This is a genomic window from Bacillus sp. LJBS17 (assembly GCF_019334685.1).
GTDB lineage: Bacteria > Bacillota > Bacilli > Bacillales > Bacillaceae > Bacillus > Bacillus subtilis.
On the sequence record NZ_CP079759.1, the window covers coordinates 1,316,476 to 1,340,464 of the forward strand.

The window sequence follows — 23,989 nt, forward strand, 5'->3', positions numbered from 1 at the left end:
ACTATGCGATGCACGAGCTTCACTATTCCCCATCAGATTTATTGGCGCTCTACGAAGCGCCCAGAAACTATAAAGCGCTGTTGTATGGACTGATCGGATATAAGCTCGATCTCCTTGAAAAACAAGCAAAGAAAGGAGGGGCATCGTAATTGGCAAAGCTGACAGCAAGGTTTGAAATGGAAGACCGTGTAAGTAAAAAGTTAAGAAAGATCCAGAATGGGTTTAGAGCACTTGAAAAATATAGAAAAATGGTGCAGCGAAAAAGCGCTATTGATGTACGAAAAGAAAGCAAAACTGTATTAAGGACAATTGATCGCATACAAAAATCATTAAAGAAAAAGCTTGGCGCCCAAATGATCTCCATTTCAACTGAGGATAAAGCCAGCAGTATCATTCAGCAGGTTAATGTTCAATTGCAGGGATTGCCGTCATCTGTATCTATTAAAATAGATGCTAGTGACCAAGCAACCGAAAAGTTTGAACGATTAAGAGAGCTCGTGGCAGGTTTTAAAGGCTTTACGATTATGCTGAGTGCAGAAGATCAAGTGTTGCCGGCTGTGCAAAAAATACAGCGCTATATGGAAACTGCACTTAAAAATGGTTACTCTGTTACGATACGCGTGATTGATCACGTCATGAAAACAGTCGGTCGTATTTCTGCTGGTATTGATGCCTTAACAGGAAAAGACAACAAACTTGAGCTCGCTATTAATGACAAGGTGTCAAATAAGCTGGATTCATTGCAGAAAAGAATTGACAGCATGGGAAGCTCAGGTCCCTCCGAGAAAGGAGCGCCTTCAGCAGGAGGAAATACAGGAGATATTGCGAGCATGTTTGATCCAGAAACGATTTTGACAGCACTGGACAAATTTGCTGCTTCATTCATGGAAAAGGTGGATGAAATCGCTACAAAGTTCAGCCCGGAAACAATCTTAACAGAACTGGATAAGTTTACAACATCGTTCATGAATAAGGTGGATGAGATCGCCACAAAATTCAGCCCGGAAACAATCTTAACAGAGCTGGATAAATTCACAACATCGTTCATGAGTAAAGTGGACGCAATTGCAACGAAGTTCAGTCCAGAAACGATTCTGGCACAGTTGGATAAGTTTACAACTTCGTTCATGAGTAAAGTGGACGGAATTGCGACGAAATTCAGTCCAGAAACGATTTTGTCGCAGCTGGATAAGTTTACAACTTCGTTCATGAGTAAAGTGGACGGAATTGCGACGAAATTCAGTCCAGAAACGATTTTGTCGCAGCTGGATAAATTCACAACATCGTTCATGAGTAAAGTGGACGGAATTGCGACGAAATTCAGTCCAGAAACGATTTTGTCGCAGCTGGATAAATTCACAACATCGTTCATGAGTAAAGTGGACGGAATTGCGACGAAATTCAGTCCAGAAACGATTTTGTCGCAGCTGGATAAATTCACAACATCGTTCATGAATAAAGTGGACGCAATTGCAACGAAGTTCAGTCCAGAAACGATTCTGGCACAGTTGGATAAGTTTACAACATCGTTCATGAGTAAAGTGGACGGAATTGCGACGAAATTCAGTCCAGAAACGATTTTGTCGCAGCTGGATAAATTCACAACATCGTTCATGAATAAAGTGGACGCAATTGCAACGAAGTTCAGTCCAGAAACGATTCTGTCACAGCTGGATAAATTCACAACATCGTTTATGAGTAAAGTGGATGCAATCGCAAGTAAATTCAGTCCAGAAACGATTTTTAAGCAGCTTGACAAGTTTACAGATTCCTTTATGAAAAAAGTGGATGATATCGCAAGCAAATTCAGTCCAGAAGCGATTTTTAAGCAGCTTGATAAGTTTACAGATTCCTTCATGAAAAAAGTGGATGATATCGTAAGTAAATTCAGCCCGGAAACAATCTTTAATGAGCTTGACAAGTTTACAGATTCCTTCATGAAAAAAGTGGACGATGTCGTAAGTAAATTCAGCCCGGAAACCATTTTTAACGAGCTTGACAAGTTTACAGATTCCTTTATGAAAAAAGTAGATGATGTCGCCAGCAAATTCAGTCCAGACGCCATTATTACTAAAGCGGAAGACTTTGTAACAAATATTGTTGACAAAATTTCAGAGAAATTTAATTTCCTGAATCCGGATAAAATCGCTAATAAAGCAGAAAAGTTTGTTGATAACATTGTTTCAAAAATCGCCAAGAAATTCGAGAAATTCAGCCCTGATAAAATTATTGAAAAAGTGGGAGAGTTTTTTGAAAAAATTATAAAAGGCATTGCTGAGAAGCTGGGGAATCTGGATATTGGCGGGTTGCTTGGCGGCAAATCCAGCGGAAGCAAAGGCAAACAAAAAGCTTCAAAAGCCAATACAAAGAACTCAACTTCTAACAATTCAAACCGCACTAAAAAACCTTCTATGAACCAAAAATCTTCAGGTTCAAAATCGAAAAAGTCAGGCGGCAAATGGGGCGGGGCTTGTGGTTGCTGCTGTGCCGGAATCAGTACAGGCAAAAGCAAAAAAGTCAAAAATAGAAACGGTTCATCAACAAAAGGGAATAAAACAAATCCTGTGAATACACCTAAATCTGCTAAAGGAGCATCAGGCAAAGGTTTTTCAGGCCTTCTGAAAACATTGGGTGAATCAAAAGGCTTAAAAGGCGGACTGAAGGGCTTAAAAGGAGCGGCAAAAGGAATACCAGGATTAGGCGAAATACTGTCCCTTACTGACTTAGCCGGTATCAATAAGGATAATGCTGGTGAAAAAGTAGGTTCAGCCGGCGGAGGTTTAGCAGGAGCCGCTGCAGGAGCGGCTATTGGAAGCGTTGTGCCGGGAGTCGGGACCGCTATTGGCGGTGTTGTAGGAGGAATTGCCGGTACTTTCGGCGGTGAAAGTTTAGGCAAGGCAATTGATGCTGGCGCTCTAGAAGATACATGGAACAGCATTACAGAGGGTGCGCAAAATGCCTGGTCAGCCATTCAGGATACTTGGGGAACTGTATCAACATGGTTTATGGACAATGTCTGGACGCCAGTATCAACTGCAGTTGTGGGTGTAGCAACAAGCATATGGTCCAACATCGTAAATGCATGGACAACGATTCAAACGATATTCAGCACGGTGGCAACATGGTTTATGGACAATGTCTGGACGCCGGTTTCATCAGCAGTTGTGGGTGTAGCAACAGCAATATGGTCTAAAATCGTAAATGCATGGACGACGATTAAAAATGTGTTCAGTACAGTTGCTTCATGGTTTATGAGTAATGTGTGGGGGCCAGTCAAATCTGCTGTAATAGGAGCGGCAACTACAATCTGGGATAAAATGACCGGTGCTTGGAATAAGATTAAGAGTGTTTTCAGTACGGTATCGGGATGGTTCATGGATACAGTTTGGAACCCGGTCAAAAATACAGTCTCAGATGTGGGCAAGGGAATCTCAGATGCTTTCAAAAAAGCGATAGACACCGTTAAGAACATTTGGAAAGGCCTGAGCGGCTGGTTTAAAAAGAATATTCAAGAACCTCTTACAAAGGTGGGAGAAGCGATTTCAGATGCTTTTTCTAAAGCGTTCGGCTGGGTGAAGCAAATCTGGGATAAAGCTGGCGGCGTAGCTAGTAAAGTAATTAATTTTGTAACCGGCGGCGGTGATCCGAATAAAGGTAAGGATCCGGATAAAAATGCCACAGGCGGCTACATCACCAAACCAACCATCTCGTGGATCGGTGAAGCCGGCAAGGAATTCGTTATCCCGGTTGATAACAACCGAGGCCGGGGGAAGATGCTTCTTTCACAAGCGGCGTCTAAGCTGGGTATGCAAGTTGTAGACGACATGGGAGCAGCTTCGTCTTCTGGCGGAAGTCCAGCATCTGTTTCAGGAGGAGCAGCTGTCAGTCCTCTATCAGGCTCAGCCTCCCCAGCAATGAACACTGCAAATCTTACAGGCCAAGCGTCCACACTCGGACAGCAATTTTCAGAAGGCTTTGGTAAAGGCATCAGCGATCAGCCGGTCAAAATGGAAGACTGGAAAAAGAAAAACATCAATACGCCATTTACACAAATGATTTCTGCTTCACCAAATTACGGTAAACAAATGGTAAGCGGGTATGCCAAGGGCCAAAACGGTACAGCAACCGGAACGGACGGCTTTTTGCAATCAAAAGTTAAAACGCCGTATCAAGCCACTGTGAACAAATCGTCTTCATGGGGCACAGGAACGGTCAAAGGCTTTGCGCAAGGACAAAACTCAACCCAAACAGGGACTGCACAGTATGTGAGTACACATGTTGACAAACCGTTCCTGCGTTCAAAAGACACATCGAACAGCTGGGGCTCCGGTTTGATCGGAAACTTTGTGACAGGCATGAATTCTAAATCCAGTGAAGTAAAACAAGCAGCAAAGGATATGGCCAAGAGAGTGGAGCAGGCTTTCCGTGAGGAGCTAGATATTCATTCACCTTCCCGTGTCATGATGAGCTTGGGGCGTTTTGCTTCAATTGGTGTTGTCAAAGGCCTTGGCTCAGTAGATGTAAAGAAATTTGCTGAAAAACAAGCCGGATCACTGGCGGCTGCCTATTCCGGAATGGGAGCCATGGGCGGGAACGTAAAACAATGGATTATGGCTGCTCTCATGGCCACCAAGACACCGATGAGCTGGCTACCGGGACTCATGACGATTGCGCAGCATGAATCCGGAGGCAATCCGAATGCAATTAACTTGTGGGACAGCAACGCAAAAGCGGGGCATCCATCACAAGGGCTGATGCAGACGATCCCAAGCACCTTTAATGACCATAAAGCACCGGGTATGGGTAACATTAAAAACCCGATTCACAACGCAGCTGCTGCGATCGGCTACATTAAAAGCAGATATGGATCAATCAACAATGTGCCGGGTATTAAAAGCCTGAATCATGGCGGACCGTATGTCGGTTACGCAAACGGCGGGCTGATTACAAAAGAACAAATTGCACGTGTCGGAGAAGGAAACAAGCGGGAATGGATCATTCCGGAGGAGCGAGGCATCCGCGGCCGCTACCTCCTTCAGAGAGCTGCGCAAGCTCTTGGTATGGAAGTGACAGATCCGTCTCAATCCCAGCAGTCTGAGCTTTCTTCAGGACAAGTTTCAGCAGTTACATCCGGTACACGGCAAACGATACAAACAGCCGGAACGAAAGAAATAAAGATTGAGTTTAACGGCGATCAGCATTTCCATAATGGACAGGATGCTGATGGCCTGGTTGCGAAAATCAAGCAGGCATTACTTGATGAATTACAAAATGACATTAACACCGGAACAAAGGGGGTCGTGGCTTTTGACTAAGTCTATCTATGAATTTTGGATATCACAGGGGAAAGAAAAGCTGCGATTCCCTGTTCTTCCTGAAGCGATTGATATAGCGAATAGTGTACAAAATGACTCAGTAAAGATAACGGGATTGGGTGAACTAACTTTTATTGAAGAACCCGGAGCAAAAGAAATTTCATTTTCTTCTTTTTTTCCAAAAAAGTATACGCCGATAGCTGAATATCAAAATCTCCCGTCTCCGGAAAATGCCATTGCGAAAATTGAAAAATGGATGAAGGCAAAAAAGCCTGTTCAATTTTTAATTACGGGAACAAAAATCAATATGACATGCAGTATTGAAAGCCTTAAATATAGTGAGGGAGACAATGAAATAGGAGATCGGGATTTTGATATTGTATTAAAAGAATACAAAACCGCTTCCCCGCGGAAAATCAAGCAGAAGAAAAAAACAAAGGCAAAACGTCCGTCGAAGGCTGCGCCGAAGACGTACACAGTGAAAAAGGGAGACACGCTATGGGACATTGCAGGCAGATTTTACGGGAACAGCACTCAATGGCGCAAAATTTGGAACGCCAATAAAACAGCAATGATCAAACGAAGCAAACGGAACATCAGGCAGCCGGGCCACTGGATTTTTCCCGGCCAAAAATTAAAGATACCGCAATGAAACAGGTGATGTATGATGATAGAACTGTTCGTCATTAAAGACACAGAGTGGCTTGAGCTGGTTGCTGAAAGCGTATCGCTTGAAGGCCATCGTTATCAGGCGCCGCGCTCCATTGAAGCGACCATCGTCACCAAACAGGGCGACCAGACGTATTACAGTGTCTCAGAAGGAGATACGGTCTTGTTTAAATGGAAGGGAAAAGAGCTTTTTCGGGGCATTGTTTTTGCAAGAACCCCGGACGAGCATACGCTTGCCTTCAGCGCTTATGACATGCTGCAGTACCTGGTCAAAAACCAGGATATGTACGTGTTTTCCAATCAGCGGGCCGACCAGATCATCAGAAGGATTGCTAGTGACTTCCAGATACCGACAACCTCGATCGCGAACACAGGCCATACGATCAAAAGTCTTGTCATTAAAAATGATACGACATTGTATGACATCATATTAAAAGCGCTGAAACAGACGAAAAGCCAGACAGGACGACATTACCAGCTGTATTCGGAAAAAGGAAAGCTCGGTCTGCGCGCTTGGCCAGATCCGTCAGAGGTATGGGTGCTTGAAACGGGCGTCAATATCACAGGCTACCAATACAGCACTTCTATAAACGACACTGCTACTCGGGTGGTGCTTCGCCGGCAAAAGGACAATAAGACATATAAAGCCTCTGCTAAGGACAGTTCAGGCTTAAATAAATACGGTGTGCTTCAATATACGGAAACGGTCACGGATGACATCAACCAGGCACAGCTTCAGCAGCGGGCAGATGTACGCCTTGCTGAAAAAAAGGGCGTGAAAAAAGAACTGAAAAATATTCAGGCAGTGGGCATCCCGGAAGTGCAGAGCGGCTTGCCCGTCTATATTTCGATTCCAGAGGCCGGCATCAAGAAAACCTATTGGGTAGATACGGACCGGCATGAATTTAAAGGAACGAAACATACGATGACGATCGATGTTGTCGAAAAGAATACGATGCCGGAAGGAGTATCCTGATGAGATTAAGTGAGGCTATAAAACATTTGGCAGTCGGCGCAATTGACGCTGAGTCTCCGGTAGAACTGCTCCCGGCTGAAGTCGTTTCGGTTTCTCCTGTGGAAATCAAATTAAAAGAAAACAGCAAACTGATCATACCGGCAGACGCCATCATTATCCCAAAACGGATGCAGTCCGGAGGAGACGATGCACTCGAACCGGGGGATCGCGTCATGGCCGCGGCTCTGACTGGCGGGCAATCGTTTTTTATTTTAGATAAGGTATAGACAAAACCGCTTCAGTACGAAGGGGTTTTTATTTAGCATGTAAAAGGAGTGGGCATCATGGCCCTGACACCAGAAGTGGAGTTTGAGGATTTTGAAGATGAGAGCGAAGTCATTGAAACCTCGCAAACGTATAAAATAGATTTTGAAAACGGAAGAATTACGAATGAGCTGATTACAGGGCTTGAAGCGATCAGGCAGTTCGTGTATATCGCCTTACAGACAGAACGCTATGCGTATTCCGTATATAGCCATAATGTCGGTAATGAGCTTCAGGACGTGCTGACAGATCATGAGACGACGGATGCCTATAAAAAGATGGAGATTCCGAGGCTGATAGAAGAGGCGCTGGTTTATGATGACCGGATATCTGCTGTAACAGATTTTGAGATTGAAAAACAAGGCGATGCGTTTCATGTGTCCTTCGTGGTGGAGACGGATGAAGGAACGCTTGAGATTGAGGAGGTGATTGGCGAAGATGTTTGAAGATCAGACTTTTGAAGCGATTATGGAGCGTATGCTGAACAGCATTTCCGCAGATATTGACACAAGAGAAGGCAGCGTCATTTATAATGCGTTAGCCCCGGCGGCGGCCGAGCTTGCGAAGTCTTATATATGGCTGGATACTGTGCTTGAGCTAGTTTTTTCTGATACCGCACAAGGCGAATTTTTAGACAGGCGTGCAGCGGAAGCGGGAATTGAACGGACAGCCGCGACAAAGGCGGTCAGAGCGGGAGAGTTTACATCTGGAGTTACTATTCCTGTCGGCTCCCGCTTTTACGTGGATAATCTTTATTTTCAATATACGGCAGACGGGACGCTCATCTGTGAAACACCTGGTGAAGCGGGAAACGCCAATCTGACCGGACGCAATTTACTGTCATTGGATACCATTCCCGGTTTAGAAACGGCCATTGTCAAAGAAATCCTGATTCCGGGGCGCGAGGAAGAGGGAGATGACAGCTTGCGAGAACGGTATTTTACAAGGGTTCGGCGTGAGGCCGTCAGTGCCAATAAAATGCATTATAAAGAGTGGGCTGAGGAAGTGGACGGTGTGGGAAAGGCAAAGATCTTCCCGCTTTGGAACGGTGAAGGCACGGTCAAAATTGTCGTCACCAATGCGAATCTTGAGCCCGCTTCTCATATTTTAATTCAAAAAGTGAAAGATTATATCGACCCTGAACCAGGACAGGGAGAGGGACAGGCGCCAATCGGAGCCGTTGTCACAGTGGAGAGCGCGGTCTGGAAAGAAGTTGAGATTTCTGCCGAAGTGCTGCCTGAGATCAATCACTCAATTGATGAAGTGAAGTCAGAAATTGAGGAAGGCGTTTTAAATCTCTTTAAGAAAATGGCTTTTGAAGATAACGTCATCCGCCTTTCTCAAATTAACAATATCGTCTATAATTCACCATCAGTCAGTGACTACTCCAATATTCAAATCAACGGCACGTCTGAAAATCTGGTGCTGAGCGACGTGGAAATTCCTAAGCTTGGGCAGGTGAAGATCATTGAGCAAACAAGATGACATGACAGCGTATCTGCCGCCGTTTCTTACCAGCCTTAAAGAAATGGCTGAGCTGCTGAAAGCGGAAGCGCCTGAGTTTGATAAACAAAATGACAGCATATTTGATCTGACGGATCAGTTATTCGTACCGACGGCGACATGGGGGCTCAGCCGCTGGGAAAAGATTTTAAACGTACCGCGGGAATCAGGTGACACTGATGAGATCAGACGATTGAGGCTCATTTCCAAAATGTCGAACATCCCGCCAATCACATACAGGGCCATTGAGCAGGCGGTAAACCGTTTCCTGAAAAACCCGTCTGCACAGGTCCGCCTGCTTCCCGGCGAATACCGATTTAACGTCGATATCAATGTTGATGACCTCCAGCACATGAATGAGCTGATCGAAGCGATAGAAAACATGAAGCCTGCTCATTTGGCGTATACTCTCAGAGGCGGATTGAACGAGACGCTGCAAATCAAAGATACAGTCATCCTGAATCACCGCAGATACCGAACAGCCAGTGAGCTCAAGGTCGGTTATTCTGTCACTCTTAACAACAATGAGGTGGTTTTAACTTGATTTCAACCATATACAGAGAACGCACAGCGGCTGATCTAAAAAGCAGAATCGATCACGTGCTGCTCAACGGCCAAAAAACAGAAATAGTAGAGCTTGCCATTGACGGTGCGACCGTCACCGTTCTGACAAAACGTGAGGAAGACATCAAGCATATCGAAACGGTACAAATTTTTGACGAGCTGGGCAACGTCATTACAGAGAGAAAGACTGACCTGGACGTCAGCGAAAACAGAACACTCGATTTCAGATTTACTTTTGAGGTGGTGTAAACATGGCATACGAAGAAAAAACAGACTGGCTTCCGGACGACCCAATCAACGAAGATGACGTCAACCGCTGGGAAAAAGGCATAAAAGACGCCCACACCGACCTGGCCGACCACAAAAACGACATGAACAACCCCCACAACACAACAAAGGCGCAAATCGGGCTGGGGAATGTGGATAATGTGCAGCAGGCGTCGAAGAAGGATTTTGACAAGCATATTTCAGATGAAACCATACACATTTCATCTAGCGAGAGGACAAAGTGGAACAACGCACAATTAACTAAGCTAACTGATGAAAACGGAAAATATCTAGCAAGCATCCAAAATGGTCTGGATTTTCACAAAATTGTGGAAGAATTGGATCAAACCTTTTTCTTTTATACTGATAAGACTGGAATCAATACCCCACCGTTTGCCACTAGAGGATTGTATATTGGCTGCAAATCTTATGGAGAAGCTTTGGCAATGGATTATGAAGGAGGTACATGGCGAAAAACCCTGAATGATTCCGGCTGGACTGATTGGGTTCAATTAGAAACTTCAGAAGGCGCTCAAGTTAAGGTGAGGAGCCATGAAGAAAAAACTGAAATACATGTAAATAAAAGCGATAAAGACAAATGGAATTCTGGACAGTTATTTAAAATAACTGCCGATAACGGGACACAAAAGATTAACCTGTCATCTGGATCTTTTTATGATTCGCTTAAAGATGTCGGGACTGTCACTTTCTATGGAACAAACGCGGTCACAGATAACCCGTCAAACACAAGTCTTCGAGGTATGCAATTGGTCGGTCAGCTAGGAATAGGCATTGGATATGCTGTGGATGTGAGAGGTAACGCTTGGTGGTTTTACTATAACGCTAACGACAGCGCGATCAATTGGTATCAAATTGAGTCTATAACGGGGGCGCAGTCAAAGATAGATGCACATGCCAATAGAACAGATATCCATGTAACACAATACGATAAGGACAAATGGAATAATGCACAACTATATAAATTAACTGATACTCAAGGCTGCCGGACTAAAATCCCAGATGGGACTGACTTATTAACGCTGCCATCTGGCTTTTATTATGCATTAGGGAATGTCATAACAAACAACCCTGTTTCAGGAGATGGATCATGGTATAACTATGATGTAATCGAAACAGGGAGTGGCGGGCGAAAAACAATTTTGGCCTCTAGAAGTTATGACGGAGCCTTTTGGACAGCAACAATCCATACAGACGGCGTGTTTAAAGGCTGGAATAAGATCGAGACTGAGGCAAGTGCTCAAACCATAGCAGATAAAGCGCTAGCTGATGCAAAAAACTATGTTGACACAAATTATACAAATCAAAAGTTAACTGTACTTACAGGGTCTAGTGCAATTCAAGACGCAAGAACTGGAGGGAATGAATATCCTCCGGGGTTAACTTTAATGGATATTGGGCAAGGTAATACAACTGGTTATCCACTAGGTTATGGAATCGTCAAAAATGAGAAATATCATGATTATAGATTCACTCAATATTTTTATGGTACTGGAAATGAATCAAGTAGTTATTTTGATAATACTGGTACATGGATACGGCACTGGTGGAGTGGGTCAGGCTGGACAGCTTGGCATAAAATTTCTGGATTTGCACATGCCAATATTCGGGCCAACAGCATACAATATTTAAATAAAGCTAACCATACAAAAATTCAGTTTAAACGCAAAATAAAAGATAGTCATAATGCTTTTGACACAAATAATAGTAGATTCGTTGCTCCTAATGATGGAATGTTTTTAGTGGGAGTTGGGCTGTATATGATAAATACACCGGCTTACATCAATTTTCATCTGAAACTCTATCTCAATGGATCATTGTATAAACCAATTGACCATAAGAGAGGGGACTTTGTTGATAAGCAAAATGAAATGTACCTTGGATTAAATGGTAATGTAACTGTTCCTATGAACAAAGGTGACTATATAGAGATCTATTGTTATTGCAATTATAGCGGTGATGATAGAAGAGGTGTATCCGATTTTAACGAGCTATACAACTATATAGACATCCAAGAACTTGGCGGACTTAACTATCCTACAGTATAAGATAGGAGGCAAAATGATGATCGCAGAAGCAATCATGTTTAAATACCCCAGTGCAGACCCAACAAGAGATTTTATCGTTCAGAATGACGGGGAAGGGTCTTATATAGCCGAGTGGAACCTGCGCGCCCCCATCCCAACCCAAAAAGAACTCGAAATCTGGTGGGAGGAGCTGCAAAAAAACCCGCCGTATGAGCCGCCCGATCAGGTAGAGCTTCTCGCTCAGGAGTTGTCGCAGGAAAAGTTGGCACGCAAGCAGCTTGAAGAGCTGAACAAAACTTTGGGAAGCGAGCTGGCAGGTATTAAGCTTTCACTACTTTCTTTGAAAGGAGATTACTCTGAATGAATTATTGGGTGCTTGCCCTCTATTATGAGTGGGCGACAGCAGATATGGTAAAGCAAGCATTAGCATATAAAGACTGTTCAATTGAGGATCTGGCAGAGGGTGTGAACAAAAAGCTGATCACAGCTGACCAGTATAAAGAAATTACCGGTAAAGCCATGTAGTAAGGCTTTTTTATTTTGCCTGTTTTTAGATCAAAGGAGGATGAAGATGGTGAAGTATCAATATGAATTTCCTCTCGATAGGACTGGAAAAGCTGGCGCTGTAAAGCCCTATCGAGGAGGAAAAAATGATTTTGTGACACCTGTTTCGAATTTGTCAGGCGTAGCGGAGATTTTAACAAATGCTTCCTTAAAGGCGACTGAGGCATATAGTCAACTCGGGCAGGACAGGCTTGGCGCAGTTCTGATTTCGAAAGTGAAGGGCTGGGCGTATGCAGATCGTGAAGGTACGCTCTTTATAGAAGAAAGCGACAACAACAATGTTTGGACAACGACAGAAGCAGTTAATGTCGCAGCAGGTGTCCTGACAGCGACGGACTGGGTATATCTTTCTAAACGCTATTACCGTTTCCGCTATGTGAACGGGAATCTTCAGCAATCTGAGTTTGTATTATACCAATCAGTCGGTGCGGGTGAGATGGATGTGCGTGTCAATGGAAAAACGCCTTTACAGATTGACTTTGCGGAGAATCAAACACACGATGGACGGCTGAAAGTCGAGGCTCGCAAAACATTTGACTTTGTCTTTCATGAAAATGCAGAGTCCGCCGGCGAGGGGACTGCCTTACCTGTTGACGGTGCCGCGCATTTACTCGTTGAAGTATTTGGCACAGCGGAAATGAGCGAAGTCAAATTTTGGGGCAAATCGGTGTCAGGACAGAAACTGCCGATCAGAGGCGTGAAAACTGATGATGCTACCACTGCCTCCAGTACATTAGGAAAAGCCGAGGCATGGGCCTTTGATATTAAAGGGTTTAAGGAGATTATCATGGAGATTATCAGTATCACCGGCGGTACTCTTTCGGTAAAAGGGACCGCGGTTTCATAACAGTCTCGGCCCTCGGAAGGGAGGTGATCTGCATGTGAAGGAGGAGTGAGAGATGCAGCAAGAGGCAGATGTGAATGTGTTTCAGCAGGACTTAGCAGACATAAAAGGCGAGCACAAAGCACTTGAGCAGAGGGTTTCCGCATTAGAACGCGTGTCTGACCGTCAAGACCAGCAAATCATGACGCTGAACGAAAAATTAAACAAAATTGAAGAAAACACCACGTGGATTAAACGCACCATCACAGGTGCCATCATTACAGCAGTGTCTACAGGCATCATTGGCGGAGCCATCGCCATTATGTACAGCCTGCTGCAGCATTAAAGGGGGATTTTCATGAACACGTTTGACAAGGGCACGGTCATCAGGACGGTGCTTCTTTTAATTGCTTTAATCAACCAGACCATGTTGATGCTCGGCAAATCACCATTGGACATTCAGGAGGAGCAGGTCAATCAGCTCGCTGACGCTCTTTATTCAGCCGGTTCCATCGCATTTACAATTGGAACGACACTTGCCGCTTGGTTTAAAAACAACTATGTAACAGAAAAAGGGAAAAAACAGCGCGACTTGTTAAGGGACAATAATCTGACGAAATAAGGAGAGATGAAAATGGTTAACATTATTCAAGACTTTATTCCGGTTGGCGCAAATAACCGTCCAGGCTACGCAATGACGCCGCTCTACATTACGGTGCACAATACAGCGAATACCGCAGTAGGAGCAGATGCTGCAGCGCATGCCCGCTATTTGAAAAATCCTGATACGACGACAAGCTGGCATTTTACAGTTGATGATACAGAAATTTATCAGCATTTGCCTTTAAATGAAAACGGCTGGCATGCGGGAGACGGAAATGGCAGCGGCAACCGGGCTTCTATTGGAATTGAAATTTGCGAAAATGCCGATGGCGATTTTGCAAAAGCAACAGCAAATGCCCAGTGGCTCATCAAAACATTAATGGCTGAACAAAATATCAGTCTCGCCAATGTCGTCCCTCATAAGTATTGGTCAGGGAAGGAATGTCCGCGAAAATTGTTAGATACGTGGGATTCGTTCAAAGCAGGAATTGGGGGAGGCGGCAGCCAAACTTACGTCGTGAAACAGGGCGACACGCTTACATCCATAGCGAGAGCATTTGGTGTTACGGTTGCTCAGCTGCAAGAGTGGAACAATATCGAAGACCCGAATCTTATTCGCGTTGGACAAGTATTAATTGTAAGTGCTCCATCATCCACTGAAGAACCCGAGCTCTATCCGCTCCCTGATGGTATCATTCAATTGACAACACCTTATACCTCAGGAGAACACGTCTTTCAGGTGCAACGAGCACTTGCGGCTCTGTATTTTTACCCTGATAAAGGCGCTGTCAACAACGGAATTGACGGCATTTACGGCCCGAAAACTGCTGACGCAGTCGCGCGTTTTCAGTCTGTTAACGGCCTGACTCCCGACGGTATTTACGGACCTGCGACGAAAGCGAAGATCGCAGCGCAATTAAGCTGATCACAGACCACAAAAATCCCGGAGCTGGTTCCGGGATTTATTTTTTCTTCTTCAACTTTTTAATAATTCCAGCACTGCGCTCCCTCACCCGAAGCGAGTACCCGGAAAGCCCAAACCTTCCGTAATCAACAAACTTCACACGTCTCACCAATTTTTTCACTGTATCACCTGACATTATCCTCTGTTTGTATTTATTATATGTAACCCTTTAAGAAAAGGAATAAGGACAAGAGCTGTTTTCCCTTGTCCTTTTAGTGTGATCATGCTTTTTTTCGTTTATACTCGTCAATCAGCCGTTCGTTTTCTTTGAAGATTCTTGCTGTATGCGGGCTGACTTGATAGCTTGCGACACTGGTGGTTGAACGTTTTTTCAGGATTTTAAACGGCTTCGCCGCTCTGGGCTCGCATCTGTTTTGAAACGCACGTTCCATTATCCTTCACCTTCCTCCTCAATTGGCAGCACCAAATCATATATGCTCGTTAATGACGTAAATAGCAAATAATCAAATTCCGTGACAATGCTGTCAGACGTCAGCTTGATGACATAGTTCTGTGTCTCGATGGTAAAAGGGATGAGAACCACTTTTCCGTATTGGTCGTAATAAACATCCTTTCGATCGAGCCGTGTTTGTACATCTGCCGGATCATCCATATGCTCGGTTAACCGGTCTTTATCAGCCTGTGTCGAATAGTGGCAAAGAGAGGCCGTTAAGTTCATTTTATCAGCATAGGTTTTCAGCAGCTTATCAATACCTTCAGCATAAGCATCTATACTTCCATAATAAACATGGATCGGTTCGTTTTTCAATAGGTATTGGTATGTTTTCAGCCGATTGAGATACATGTGGAGCATTTCGTTGTTTTCTTCAAGAATTTCTCTTGTGTCTGTTTCAAGCTCGCTGCCGGCCAGTTTTTTGACGTATGCACTTAAGAAGATAAAAGCATCAATCAAAGCAAAACTGACTGCGACAATGAGATACCGTTCCCAGTGGGTAAATAGGGAAGTGGGCTCATATGTCCAGTATACCATAGCACCCAGAACAAACAGCAAATACCAAGTTTTCCGGATGGCGGACATTTTTTCTTTGACCTTCGCTTCGAAACGCCACGTGGCATACACGTATAACCCCAGTCCGGCCACGATGCACCAGACCATGATCTGAAAGAATAAAACCATATTCGAATCCCTCACATCTGAAATAGGTTCTGCTTATTGTATTCGAGAGATCCGGATGGTTTTCCTGTTCCATCAAAAAAACCGCTCCTTTGACAGAAGCGGTGTGACATTAAAATATCATATTTAAAATAAAGTAGGCGATGGCACCAAGTGTCGCTGAAATCGGAAGCGTGATGACCCATGTAATGAGCATTCGCTTGGCCGTACCCCAGTTTACGCCTTTTACCCGGTGTGACGCACCGACGCCAAGAATTGATGAAGAAATGACGTGGGTTGTACTGACCGGCAAATGAATAAATGTGGCGCCGAAAATAATGGCTGCTCCGGTTAAGTCAGCGGAAACACCGTTTACCGGGCGGATTTTCATGATCTTTCCGCCAACGGTTTTGATGATTTTCCAGCCGCCGATTGATGTTCCGAGACCCATGGCTGTCGCGCAGGCGAATTGCACCCAGGTAGGAATATCATTAGCAGAAGTATGTAAATTCGCTGTGATGAGAGCCATTGTGATAATTCCCATTGCTTTTTGCGCATCGTTTGTTCCGTGTGTATACGATTGCAGGGCAGCTGTTACAATCTGCACTCTGCGGAATTGCTTATTCGTTTTCGCCAAGTTGCTGTCTTTGAAAATCAGCTTAACGATGCTATAAAGAATAAAACCAAGGACAAAGGCAATAATTGGTGATAGAATCAGTGCTTCAATGATTTTAATGAAGCCCTTATAGTTTAACGCTGCAAATCCGGCTGCCGCAATGGCTGCACCGGCAATAGCGCCGATGATGGCATGGGATGAGCTGCTTGGGATACCGTAGTACCATGTGATAAGGTTCCAGGCAATTGCAGCGAGTAGCGCAGCCAAAATGACAACAGAGCCATTTTCCAGCGTATAAGGATCTACGATGTCTTTCGTAATGGTTTTGGCAACACCTGTAAACGTCATTGCTCCGACAAAGTTCATCACAGCAGCCAATATAATGGCATGGCGTGGTTTTAACGCTTTTGTTGATACCGAAGTCGCAATTGCGTTTGCCGTATCATGAAACCCGTTGATGAAATCAAACGCCAGAGCACAAATGACTATTAGTATCGTTAATATTAATAGAATATCCATTTTTACCCCTCGTTACGCGTTTTTCATAATGATGGTTTCAAGATTATTGGCAACACTTTGACAAGAGTCGGCGATTTCTTCAAGCGTTTCGTATATTTCACGATATTGAATGACTTTGATTGGATCTGTTTCATTTCCGAAAAGATTCTTTAATGATTTTCTGTGCAAGTTGTCACAACTGTGCTCATACTCTTTAATTTTGATTGCGTGAGGCTGAATATCCTTTAAGCGATTTTCTGCCAGCAGCTCGATCGTAATCAAAATCTCTTTCGCGCATTCTCTGATATATCCGCTGAATTTATCAATATGCTCGTCTGATGAAGTAATTGAGAAAATCTCCATCATGGCAGAGAAATGTTCGATTCCGTCAAGCACATCATCCAAGCTGTTTGTCAGCTGAAGGATATCTTCGCGCTCAATAGGAGTGATGAACGCTTTGTTAAGCTCTTTAATCATGACATGAACATGATTGTCACCTTTTGTTTCATATTCCTTTAACGTATCTGCAAATTCTTTAAGAGTCGTTTGGTTAGTGACCTTAAAATTCACAAAATATTCTGCAGTTTCGTCTATGTTCTTTGCAATTTCTGTTAAAAGGAGTGAGAACTTATCTTTTTTTCTTCTTATCATTAAAAACCCTCCATAGTTTGAATGAACAATGCACACATCAAATTATTATATAGCCTTTTGTCGAAAAAAAACAGGTAAAGTCGAAAAAAACGTATCTTGACTTTTTTGATAAATCGTGTCTCCTTATTTTGACCTACTTCGCTTTAAAAAAACGACCCAAGTTTGCAAAAACTTTCTGCTTAACGTAAAAAGTATATCAAAAGTTGTGTTTTTCCTGTCAACTTTTATCTTCTGTTTCACCAAAAAACGGTTCCCTAAACAAGGGAACCGTTTTATCAGCTTGCTTTTCGTTTTTTCATCCCGTAATAGACAGGCAGTCCGGCAAGGCCGATGAGGATGGATAATCCGCAGCTCATTGTATCTGTAATGAGTGTGCTGCCTAACACAAAGAAGGAGCCCGCGATTGCCAGAATTGGCATAAATGGATAAAGCGGAACACTGTAGGCGCGCTTTTCTCCCTTTGCTCGCTTACGGAGAATAAACACTGCAAAAAAGGCCATCACATAAAAAATGTAGATCATGAAAATGGAGATTTCTGAGAGCTTATCAGGGTTGCTGATCAGCATCATAATCAAAGCCAAAGCAATTTGAAAAGAAATCGCAATCCATGGTGTGCGGAACGACGGGTGTACATGTGACAGTTTTTCAGCAAATGGAAGCTGTTTGCGTTCCGCCATTGCAAATGAAACACGCGGGAAAGAAAGCACCTTTCCATTTAAGCACCCAAAGATGCTGACGATAATCCCTACACTGATCAGCTTTCCGCCAATTGAACCGAACAGCATGGTTGCAGCGGTGCTTGTCGCATTTTCACCAAGCGTGACAATTTCGTTCGCTGACAGGATGTGAAGCAATGCAAAATTAATGAAAATATAGATCGCCGTTACAATTAATAATCCGCCCGTCATAGCGCGTGGAAGCAGCTTTTCGGGATTTTTCATTTCTCCGCCGAGAGCGGCAAGGAGAATCCATCCGTCATAAGCAAACAACGTAGCTAAAATAGCCGCCCCGAAGTTCATATCGGAAATGCTTTCGTTTACTGCTGTGAAGATGTGCTGATCGCCTTTCCAAAGGCCAAAGATGATGATGCAGGCAATCGGAATCAGTTTTCCGATCGTTGTCAGCGTTTGGACAAAACCGCCATATTTTGTACCAATAATATTAATGACGCATAAAAAGAGAACTGCTATGATTCCAATGACTTTTGATAGTCCAGATCCCCAGCCGAAAAGATTCGCCATTAAAGATCCAAAATATAAACCCAGCGCGCCGATAATCGCCGGACCGTAAATGATAATCTGCACCCAGCCGCACAAAAATCCCCAAAACTCGCCGTACACTTCTTCAAGGTACGTATAAAGCCCGCCGGTTTTTGGAATCTGCGTTCCGATTTCCGCGATTGTCAAACCGCCCGCCAGTGTTAAAATACCGCCTAACAGCCAGGCGAAAAGCGCCGTTTTTGAATCACCTGAATAAGCAAGCACAGCGCCGGGCTTCATAAAAACACCAGAACCGATAATGGTTCCGATGACAAGAGTAAGGGCAAACAAGAGGCCTATCTCTTTTTTCAAACCGTTGTCTTCAGTATGCATGTCCTTAACCTCCTATGATGTTGAAGCTTCATGTTGAAGAATCTATTTTTTCATATTGTAAACCCTATTTTAGAAAAGTGAAATAAAATAAATTTTCTGATTTTCGAAATTTGCTTTGTGTACAGCAGATAAAACTGTGGAAACACCTGTTTTAACGATCTATAAACGAATAAACTTCATGATTTTAATTTGTAAAGTTCGTGTTTTATGTTTTGGATTTTAGCCGGTACAGAGGGGAGATGAGAATTCAGAAAATGAACGAACCTTCGGTGAAGCTGATATGTTGACTTTCTCATGCGAATAAAATACTTTGTTATTAGAACAATAAATATACAATTATGATATGATATCTCGAAATCGAGATAAAATAACCTGGAGGGACAGCATATGAAAGTTAACGGCATTCACCACGTATCGGCATTAACGGCCGACGCACAAAAAAACTTGGATTTCTATAAGAAAGTATTAGGATTAAAGCTCGTGAAAAAATCCGTCAATCAGGATGAACCGACAATGTACCATCTGTTCTACGGAGATGAAGTGGCAAACCCGGGAACTGAGCTGACGTTTTTCGAGATTCCCCGCATTGCACCGTTTCATGCGGGAACAAACAGTATTTCTTCTATTGGATTGCGCGTTCCAAGCACAGAAGCCCTGCATTACTGGAAAGAACGTTTTGAAGAGCAGCAAGTAACGCACAGCGGTATATCCAAAAGAGCTGGACGTGACATATTGGCATTTCAAGATCATGAAGGGCAGCGACTTGTGCTGACTGCTGATGAGGAAGGAAAAGGATATGGCCTGCCTGTTAAACAGAGCGGCATTCCGGAAGAATTTTCGTTTCGCGGGTTAGGGCCGATTGAACTGACTGTGCCATATGCTGAACCAACCTTACACGTATTGACGAATATTCTTGGATTTACAGAAATCAGCCGTGAACCAGTCGAAGGGCAAGGAACCGCCGTTATTCTGGAATCAGGAGAAGGCGGTGCTGCAACGGAAATCCATTTAATAGAAAGAAACGATCTTCCGCGCGAGCGTCAAGGCAAAGGGAGTGTTCACCATGTCGCATTTCGGGTAAGAGATGAAGAAGAACTTGCCGGGTGGCACCGGATCATCAGCCGCGAAGGCTTTAGCAATTCCGGCATTGTGGAGCGCTACTATTTCAAGGCGCTGTATTTCAGAGAACCGAACGGCATTTTGTTCGAGTTATCAACGGACGGACCGGGCTTTATGGTAGATGAAAATCTTGACGAGCTTGGCCAAACGATTGCTCTTCCGCCATATCTAGAGCATCGAAGAGCAGAAATTGAAGCGAAATTGAAACCGATCCAATAAATTGTGATTCATTTGCCTTCCGGCGCCGCCGGAGGGCTTTTTTTATTACCATAATTAATTTTGACCTAAACAGCATGCCTTATTAGGGAGGAAATATCAGATGCTGATTGGGAGAAATGGCTTAAAACCCTTTGCAAATATGGGTGATTGGTATGGAATGACCTCGGCAAAAATATTGTCTTTGTTTATTAATAGTTTATTCATATTTGCTTGTTACACTATTCCCAAGTTAGACAAAAAGGAGTGAAAAACACGTGGAAAAGAAAAAACGCGAGCTGGATATTTTCCTCATCCTCATTTTGCTCGCATCTGCATTCTTAAATATCTATAACATCTGGAATGATGATACGGTGAATCCTTATTACACCGCTGCAGTCACAAGTATGATGCAAAGCTTTCATAATTTTTTCTATGCCTCATTCGACGCGGCGGGGTTTATAACGGTTGATAAACCGCCTATTACGTTCCAGATACAAACCATCAGCGCACTTATATTCGGTATGCACGGCTGGAGCGTCATCCTGCCTCAGGCACTTGCTGGTGTAGGTTCTGTCCTTTTAATGTATCTGTTAATAAAACCGACATTCGGTAAGACAGCAGCAAGAATTGCCTCTTTCATCATGGCATGTACACCGATTGCTGTAGCTGTAGCACGTACAAACAATGTTGATGCATTACTGGTATTTTTCTTATTGCTTGCTACATGGCTTCTCTTTAAAGCGATCAGAAAAGGAAAGCTGATCTGGCTGTTAGCAGCATTTTTCGTTGTTGGAGTAGGTTTTAATACAAAAATGCTGCAGGCTTACATGATTTTACCGGCCTTCCTATTGTTCTATTTGATTGCGGCAAATGCCGCGGTGAAGAAAAAAATCATTTCGCTGGTAAGTGCGTTAGCCGTATTAGCAGCCGTTTCGTTATCGTGGCCGCTCATTGTCGACAATATCCCTGCAAGCAAGCGGCCTTATATCGGAAGCAGCCAAACCAACTCTGTTTTGGAATTGGCTTTCGGCTATAACGGAATCCAGCGGCTGACAGGCCAAAATTCAGGCGGCGTCCAGGGTGCGCCAAACAAAGACGCTTCAAAAGAAATGTCTTCTTCTGATAACACTCAAGCACCGCCTAATCAGTCATCAAGCAGCAGCTCATCAAATGATGGTAAATCCTCAAATGGCAATATGACGGCACCTCCATCCAATGGCCAAATGCCAAGCGGAGGAGAAATGCCAAGCGGCGGTCAAGGAGGCCCTCCAAGCGGCGGAGATGGCGGCCAAGGCGGACCTGGCGGAGACGGAGGGAAAGGCGGTACAGGAACCGGTTCGAAAATGCAATCAGGTTCAGGGATGTTTGGAACGGGAACACCTGGTCCACTGCGGCTTTTCCAAACAGAGTTATCTGATCAAATCAGCTGGCTTCTGCCATTTGCGATATTTGGAATCGCAGGCTTACTGATCGCAGGCGCGAGAGAAAGAAGAAGATTATCTATAGAGCAGAAGGAAACGGTGTTCTGGGTTGCGTGGCTTGTACCGATTGCCGGATTCTTCAGTGTCGCAGAATTTTTCCACCATTATTATCTCATTATGCTGGCGCCTCCGATTGCTGCTCTTGTCGGTGCGGGATGGGTCGCCCTTGTTCATCTGTATCGCAATCAGACAGGCTGGAAAGCATGGCTTTTGCCAGGAGCAATTATTGCGACAACTGGATTTGAATTGTTTATTCTCAGAAACTACAACGATCAAATCGGTGCAGGCTGGAGCATCGGTGTAGGTGTTATCGGCGTGTTGTCAGCGATTGCTTTGCTGCTGTTTAAACAGCGCCAAAAACCGTTCAGTTATTATATTTCACTTGCAGCTCTCCTCGCATTGTTGGTGATGCCGATTTATTGGGCAAGTACACCACTTCTGTACGGAGGCAACAGCTCACTGCCTGAAACAGGCCCTCAGCTCGCATCAATGAGCGGAAAAGGCATGGGAATGTCTGATGCGACTGTAAATGAAAAACTGATCAAATATCTAGAGGAGAATAACTCCGGAGCTGAATACCTATTCGCCACAACCGATTCGAACACAGCGGCACCATATATCATTAAAACGAAAAAAGCTGTCATGGCTATTGGCGGATTCAGCGGTTCTGACCCGGCGATCACGCTGACTCAATTCAAAAAGCTTGTAAAAGAAGGAAAAGTGAAATACTTCTTGGCTTCTGGAATGGGAAGAGGCGGAAACAATGACATTGTTGAATGGGTTGAGAAAAATGGAAAAGAAGTAGCATCAGAAAAATGGCAATCAAGTTCTGATCAAAAAACAGAAAATACTGATTCAGCTGATACATCAAGCAGCAAGGCTTCAGGTAAAAACGGAAAAATGGGCGGACCTGGCGGAATGAATCAGTCAGCAACATTATACGAACTACATGCTGATGAATAGGAGGCAAAAACATGAGCAGACATATTCAATATTCAATTGTTGTACCTGTGTATAATGAAGAGCTTGTCATTCATGAAACCTATCAGCGCTTAAAAGAGGTCATGGATCAAACGAAGGAAAACTACGAGCTGCTTTTTGTCAACGATGGCAGCAAAGACCGCAGTATTGAGATTTTAAGAGAGCACAGCCTGATCGATCCGAGAGTGAAAATTATTGATTTTTCAAGGAATTTTGGACATCAGATCGCCATTACGGCGGGTATGGATTATGCACAGGGGAATGCAATCGTCGTCATTGACGCCGATTTGCAGGACCCTCCTGAACTGATTTTAGATATGATTGAAAAGTGGAAGGAAGGCTATGAGGTCGTGTACGCCGTGCGGACTAAACGAAAAGGGGAAACCTTTTTCAAAAAACAAACCGCGGCTATGTTTTACCGGCTTCTCAGCGGTATGACAGATATTGATATCCCGATTGATACGGGGGATTTTCGTCTCATGGACAGAAAAGTCTGTGATGAAATGAAGAGATTAAAAGAAAAAAATCCATTTGTCAGAGGGCTAGTCAGCTGGGTGGGCTTTAAACAGACAGCGGTCGAGTATGTACGTGATGAAAGGCTCGCCGGAGAAACAAAGTACCCGCTCAAGAAAATGCTGAAGCTGTCAATGGACGGCATCACGACATTTTCACATAAACCGCTGAAGCTGGCAAGCTATGCGGGGATTTTAATGTCAGGTGCTGGATTTCTGTATATGTTTATCGTGCTGTATCTGAAGCTATTCACAGACAGCACGATTACCGGCTGGTCATCACTTATTGTGATCCAGCTCCTGTTCAGCGGCATTGTCCTTCTGATTTTGGGCGTGATCGGCGAATATATCGGCAGAATCTACGATGAAGCCAAAGACAGGCCGCTTTACATCGTCCAAAAATCGTATGGAATTGAAAATAAAAGACTCTATAGAGACCAGCATATGTCATAACCTTAAACCCCCTGTCCGTTACGGACAGGGGGTTTTTATGCACTGCGCACGATCTAAAGCAAAAGATGCAGATAGATATATGGAGATTGGGTAAAGAAGAGATTGTGAGCTTGTACTGCGGTTCAGTCATGCCGAAATAAAAACAGCAAAACTTAAAGATTTCGTCATCGGCTTTGCT

At 43.9% G+C, this 23,989-nt stretch carries 26 protein-coding genes; 20 read left to right on the forward strand and 6 right to left on the reverse strand.

The annotated features are described in order from the left end of the window. The first annotated feature begins 8 nt into the window (after positions 1–8). The 16 genes from KXZ66_RS06830 to KXZ66_RS06905 are packed head-to-tail and all read left to right on the forward strand — an operon-like array spanning position 9 to position 14,557. Positions 9–149 carry a hypothetical protein gene (locus tag KXZ66_RS06830; protein ID WP_014479557.1) on the forward strand — a complete coding sequence of 47 codons (141 nt, stop codon included), beginning with the start codon at positions 9–11 and terminating at the stop codon, positions 147–149. Continuing rightward, positions 150–5,315: a transglycosylase SLT domain-containing protein gene (locus KXZ66_RS06835; RefSeq protein ID WP_219144857.1), complete on the forward strand. Its 5,166-nt coding sequence runs from the start codon at positions 150–152 to the stop codon at positions 5,313–5,315. It abuts the gene before it with no gap. Continuing rightward, the gene (locus KXZ66_RS06840; RefSeq protein ID WP_038828716.1) at positions 5,308–5,967 is read left to right on the forward strand and encodes a LysM peptidoglycan-binding domain-containing protein; all 660 of its coding nucleotides are present in this window, start codon (positions 5,308–5,310) and stop codon (positions 5,965–5,967) included. The genes KXZ66_RS06835 and KXZ66_RS06840 overlap by 8 nt, the downstream gene beginning before the upstream one ends. Positions 5,968–5,982: 15 nt before the next feature. Beyond that, the gene (locus KXZ66_RS06845; protein WP_003245730.1) at positions 5,983–6,960 is read left to right on the forward strand and encodes a phage-like element PBSX protein XkdQ; all 978 of its coding nucleotides are present in this window, start codon (positions 5,983–5,985) and stop codon (positions 6,958–6,960) included. Further along, a complete protein-coding gene (locus tag KXZ66_RS06850; protein ID WP_072174137.1) occupies positions 6,960–7,226 on the forward strand; it encodes a DUF2577 family protein in 267 nt (88 codons plus the stop codon). Before KXZ66_RS06845 ends, KXZ66_RS06850 begins: the two co-directional genes overlap by 1 nt. A gap of 57 nt (positions 7,227–7,283) precedes the next feature. Continuing rightward, positions 7,284–7,709, forward strand: a complete 426-nt coding sequence (locus tag KXZ66_RS06855) for a DUF2634 domain-containing protein (protein WP_014663657.1) — start codon at positions 7,284–7,286, stop codon at positions 7,707–7,709. Beyond that, positions 7,702–8,748, forward strand: coding sequence for a baseplate J/gp47 family protein (locus KXZ66_RS06860; protein ID WP_041351213.1), 1,047 nt, complete (start codon positions 7,702–7,704; stop codon positions 8,746–8,748). Before KXZ66_RS06855 ends, KXZ66_RS06860 begins: the two co-directional genes overlap by 8 nt. Further along, a complete protein-coding gene (locus tag KXZ66_RS06865) occupies positions 8,732–9,310 on the forward strand; it encodes a YmfQ family protein (RefSeq protein WP_015483131.1) in 579 nt (192 codons plus the stop codon). The genes KXZ66_RS06860 and KXZ66_RS06865 overlap by 17 nt, the downstream gene beginning before the upstream one ends. Continuing rightward, the gene (locus KXZ66_RS06870; RefSeq protein WP_003232665.1) at positions 9,307–9,579 is read left to right on the forward strand and encodes a hypothetical protein; all 273 of its coding nucleotides are present in this window, start codon (positions 9,307–9,309) and stop codon (positions 9,577–9,579) included. Before KXZ66_RS06865 ends, KXZ66_RS06870 begins: the two co-directional genes overlap by 4 nt. A gap of 2 nt (positions 9,580–9,581) precedes the next feature. Beyond that, complete coding sequence (locus KXZ66_RS06875) at positions 9,582–11,663, forward strand: hypothetical protein (protein WP_049139759.1); 2,082 nt, start codon at positions 9,582–9,584, stop codon at positions 11,661–11,663. 13 nt (positions 11,664–11,676) lie between these two features. Next, positions 11,677–12,006, forward strand: coding sequence for an XkdW family protein (locus KXZ66_RS06880; RefSeq protein WP_049139760.1), 330 nt, complete (start codon positions 11,677–11,679; stop codon positions 12,004–12,006). Then, on the forward strand, positions 12,003–12,167 hold the full coding sequence (locus KXZ66_RS06885) for an XkdX family protein (RefSeq protein WP_014479563.1): 165 nt from the start codon (positions 12,003–12,005) through the stop codon (positions 12,165–12,167). The genes KXZ66_RS06880 and KXZ66_RS06885 overlap by 4 nt, the downstream gene beginning before the upstream one ends. A 46-nt stretch (positions 12,168–12,213) precedes the next feature. Further along, positions 12,214–13,053 (forward strand): phage-like element PBSX protein XepA, encoded by an 840-nt coding sequence (gene xepA / locus KXZ66_RS06890; RefSeq protein WP_151870278.1) that lies wholly within the window; start codon positions 12,214–12,216, stop codon positions 13,051–13,053. 52 nt (positions 13,054–13,105) lie between these two features. Further along, on the forward strand, positions 13,106–13,375 hold the full coding sequence (locus tag KXZ66_RS06895; protein ID WP_015252265.1) for a hemolysin XhlA family protein: 270 nt from the start codon (positions 13,106–13,108) through the stop codon (positions 13,373–13,375). A 12-nt stretch (positions 13,376–13,387) separates the two neighbouring features. After that, entirely contained in the window at positions 13,388–13,651 is a 264-nt protein-coding gene (locus tag KXZ66_RS06900; protein WP_003232653.1) for a phage holin, read from the forward strand. A gap of 12 nt (positions 13,652–13,663) precedes the next feature. Beyond that, positions 13,664–14,557 (forward strand): N-acetylmuramoyl-L-alanine amidase, encoded by an 894-nt coding sequence (locus KXZ66_RS06905; protein WP_151870277.1) that lies wholly within the window; start codon positions 13,664–13,666, stop codon positions 14,555–14,557. Between the two features lie 37 nt (positions 14,558–14,594). Here KXZ66_RS06905 and spoIISC read toward each other — a convergent pair whose 3' ends face one another. The 6 genes from spoIISC to steT all read right to left on the reverse strand — a co-directional run bounded on the left by spoIISC (position 14,595) and on the right by steT (position 19,067). Continuing rightward, positions 14,595–14,732 (reverse strand): three component toxin-antitoxin-antitoxin system antitoxin SpoIISC, encoded by a 138-nt coding sequence (spoIISC, locus tag KXZ66_RS06910; RefSeq protein ID WP_003232648.1) that lies wholly within the window; start codon positions 14,730–14,732, stop codon positions 14,595–14,597. Between the two features lie 85 nt (positions 14,733–14,817). Further along, a complete protein-coding gene (gene spoIISB / locus KXZ66_RS06915; RefSeq protein WP_003232646.1) occupies positions 14,818–14,988 on the reverse strand; it encodes a three component toxin-antitoxin-antitoxin system antitoxin SpoIISB in 171 nt (56 codons plus the stop codon). Continuing rightward, on the reverse strand, positions 14,988–15,734 hold the full coding sequence (gene spoIISA, locus KXZ66_RS06920; protein ID WP_003244695.1) for a toxin-antitoxin-antitoxin system toxin SpoIISA: 747 nt from the start codon (positions 15,732–15,734) through the stop codon (positions 14,988–14,990). Before spoIISA ends, spoIISB begins: the two co-directional genes overlap by 1 nt. 109 nt (positions 15,735–15,843) lie before the next feature. Further along, the gene (locus KXZ66_RS06925; RefSeq protein ID WP_003232642.1) at positions 15,844–16,845 is read right to left on the reverse strand and encodes an inorganic phosphate transporter; all 1,002 of its coding nucleotides are present in this window, start codon (positions 16,843–16,845) and stop codon (positions 15,844–15,846) included. Between the two features lie 12 nt (positions 16,846–16,857). Beyond that, the gene (locus KXZ66_RS06930) at positions 16,858–17,475 is read right to left on the reverse strand and encodes a DUF47 domain-containing protein (protein ID WP_003218470.1); all 618 of its coding nucleotides are present in this window, start codon (positions 17,473–17,475) and stop codon (positions 16,858–16,860) included. 275 nt (positions 17,476–17,750) lie between these two features. After that, positions 17,751–19,067, reverse strand: coding sequence for a serine/threonine exchanger (steT, locus tag KXZ66_RS06935; RefSeq protein ID WP_041850924.1), 1,317 nt, complete (start codon positions 19,065–19,067; stop codon positions 17,751–17,753). A 387-nt stretch (positions 19,068–19,454) separates the two neighbouring features. Between steT and KXZ66_RS06940 the strand changes: the two genes are divergently transcribed. The 4 genes from KXZ66_RS06940 (at position 19,455) to KXZ66_RS06955 (ending at position 23,811) form a co-directional block, all read left to right on the forward strand. Beyond that, entirely contained in the window at positions 19,455–20,405 is a 951-nt protein-coding gene (locus KXZ66_RS06940) for a ring-cleaving dioxygenase (RefSeq protein ID WP_041344800.1), read from the forward strand. 100 nt (positions 20,406–20,505) lie between these two features. After that, positions 20,506–20,652: a hypothetical protein gene (locus tag KXZ66_RS06945; protein WP_120363335.1), complete on the forward strand. Its 147-nt coding sequence runs from the start codon at positions 20,506–20,508 to the stop codon at positions 20,650–20,652. Positions 20,653–20,659: 7 nt separating this feature from the next. Then, positions 20,660–22,828 (forward strand): glycosyltransferase family 39 protein, encoded by a 2,169-nt coding sequence (locus KXZ66_RS06950; protein WP_041850923.1) that lies wholly within the window; start codon positions 20,660–20,662, stop codon positions 22,826–22,828. An 11-nt stretch (positions 22,829–22,839) separates the two neighbouring features. Next, positions 22,840–23,811, forward strand: a complete 972-nt coding sequence (locus KXZ66_RS06955; RefSeq protein WP_015715747.1) for a glycosyltransferase family 2 protein — start codon at positions 22,840–22,842, stop codon at positions 23,809–23,811. Positions 23,812–23,989 lie beyond the last annotated feature (178 nt).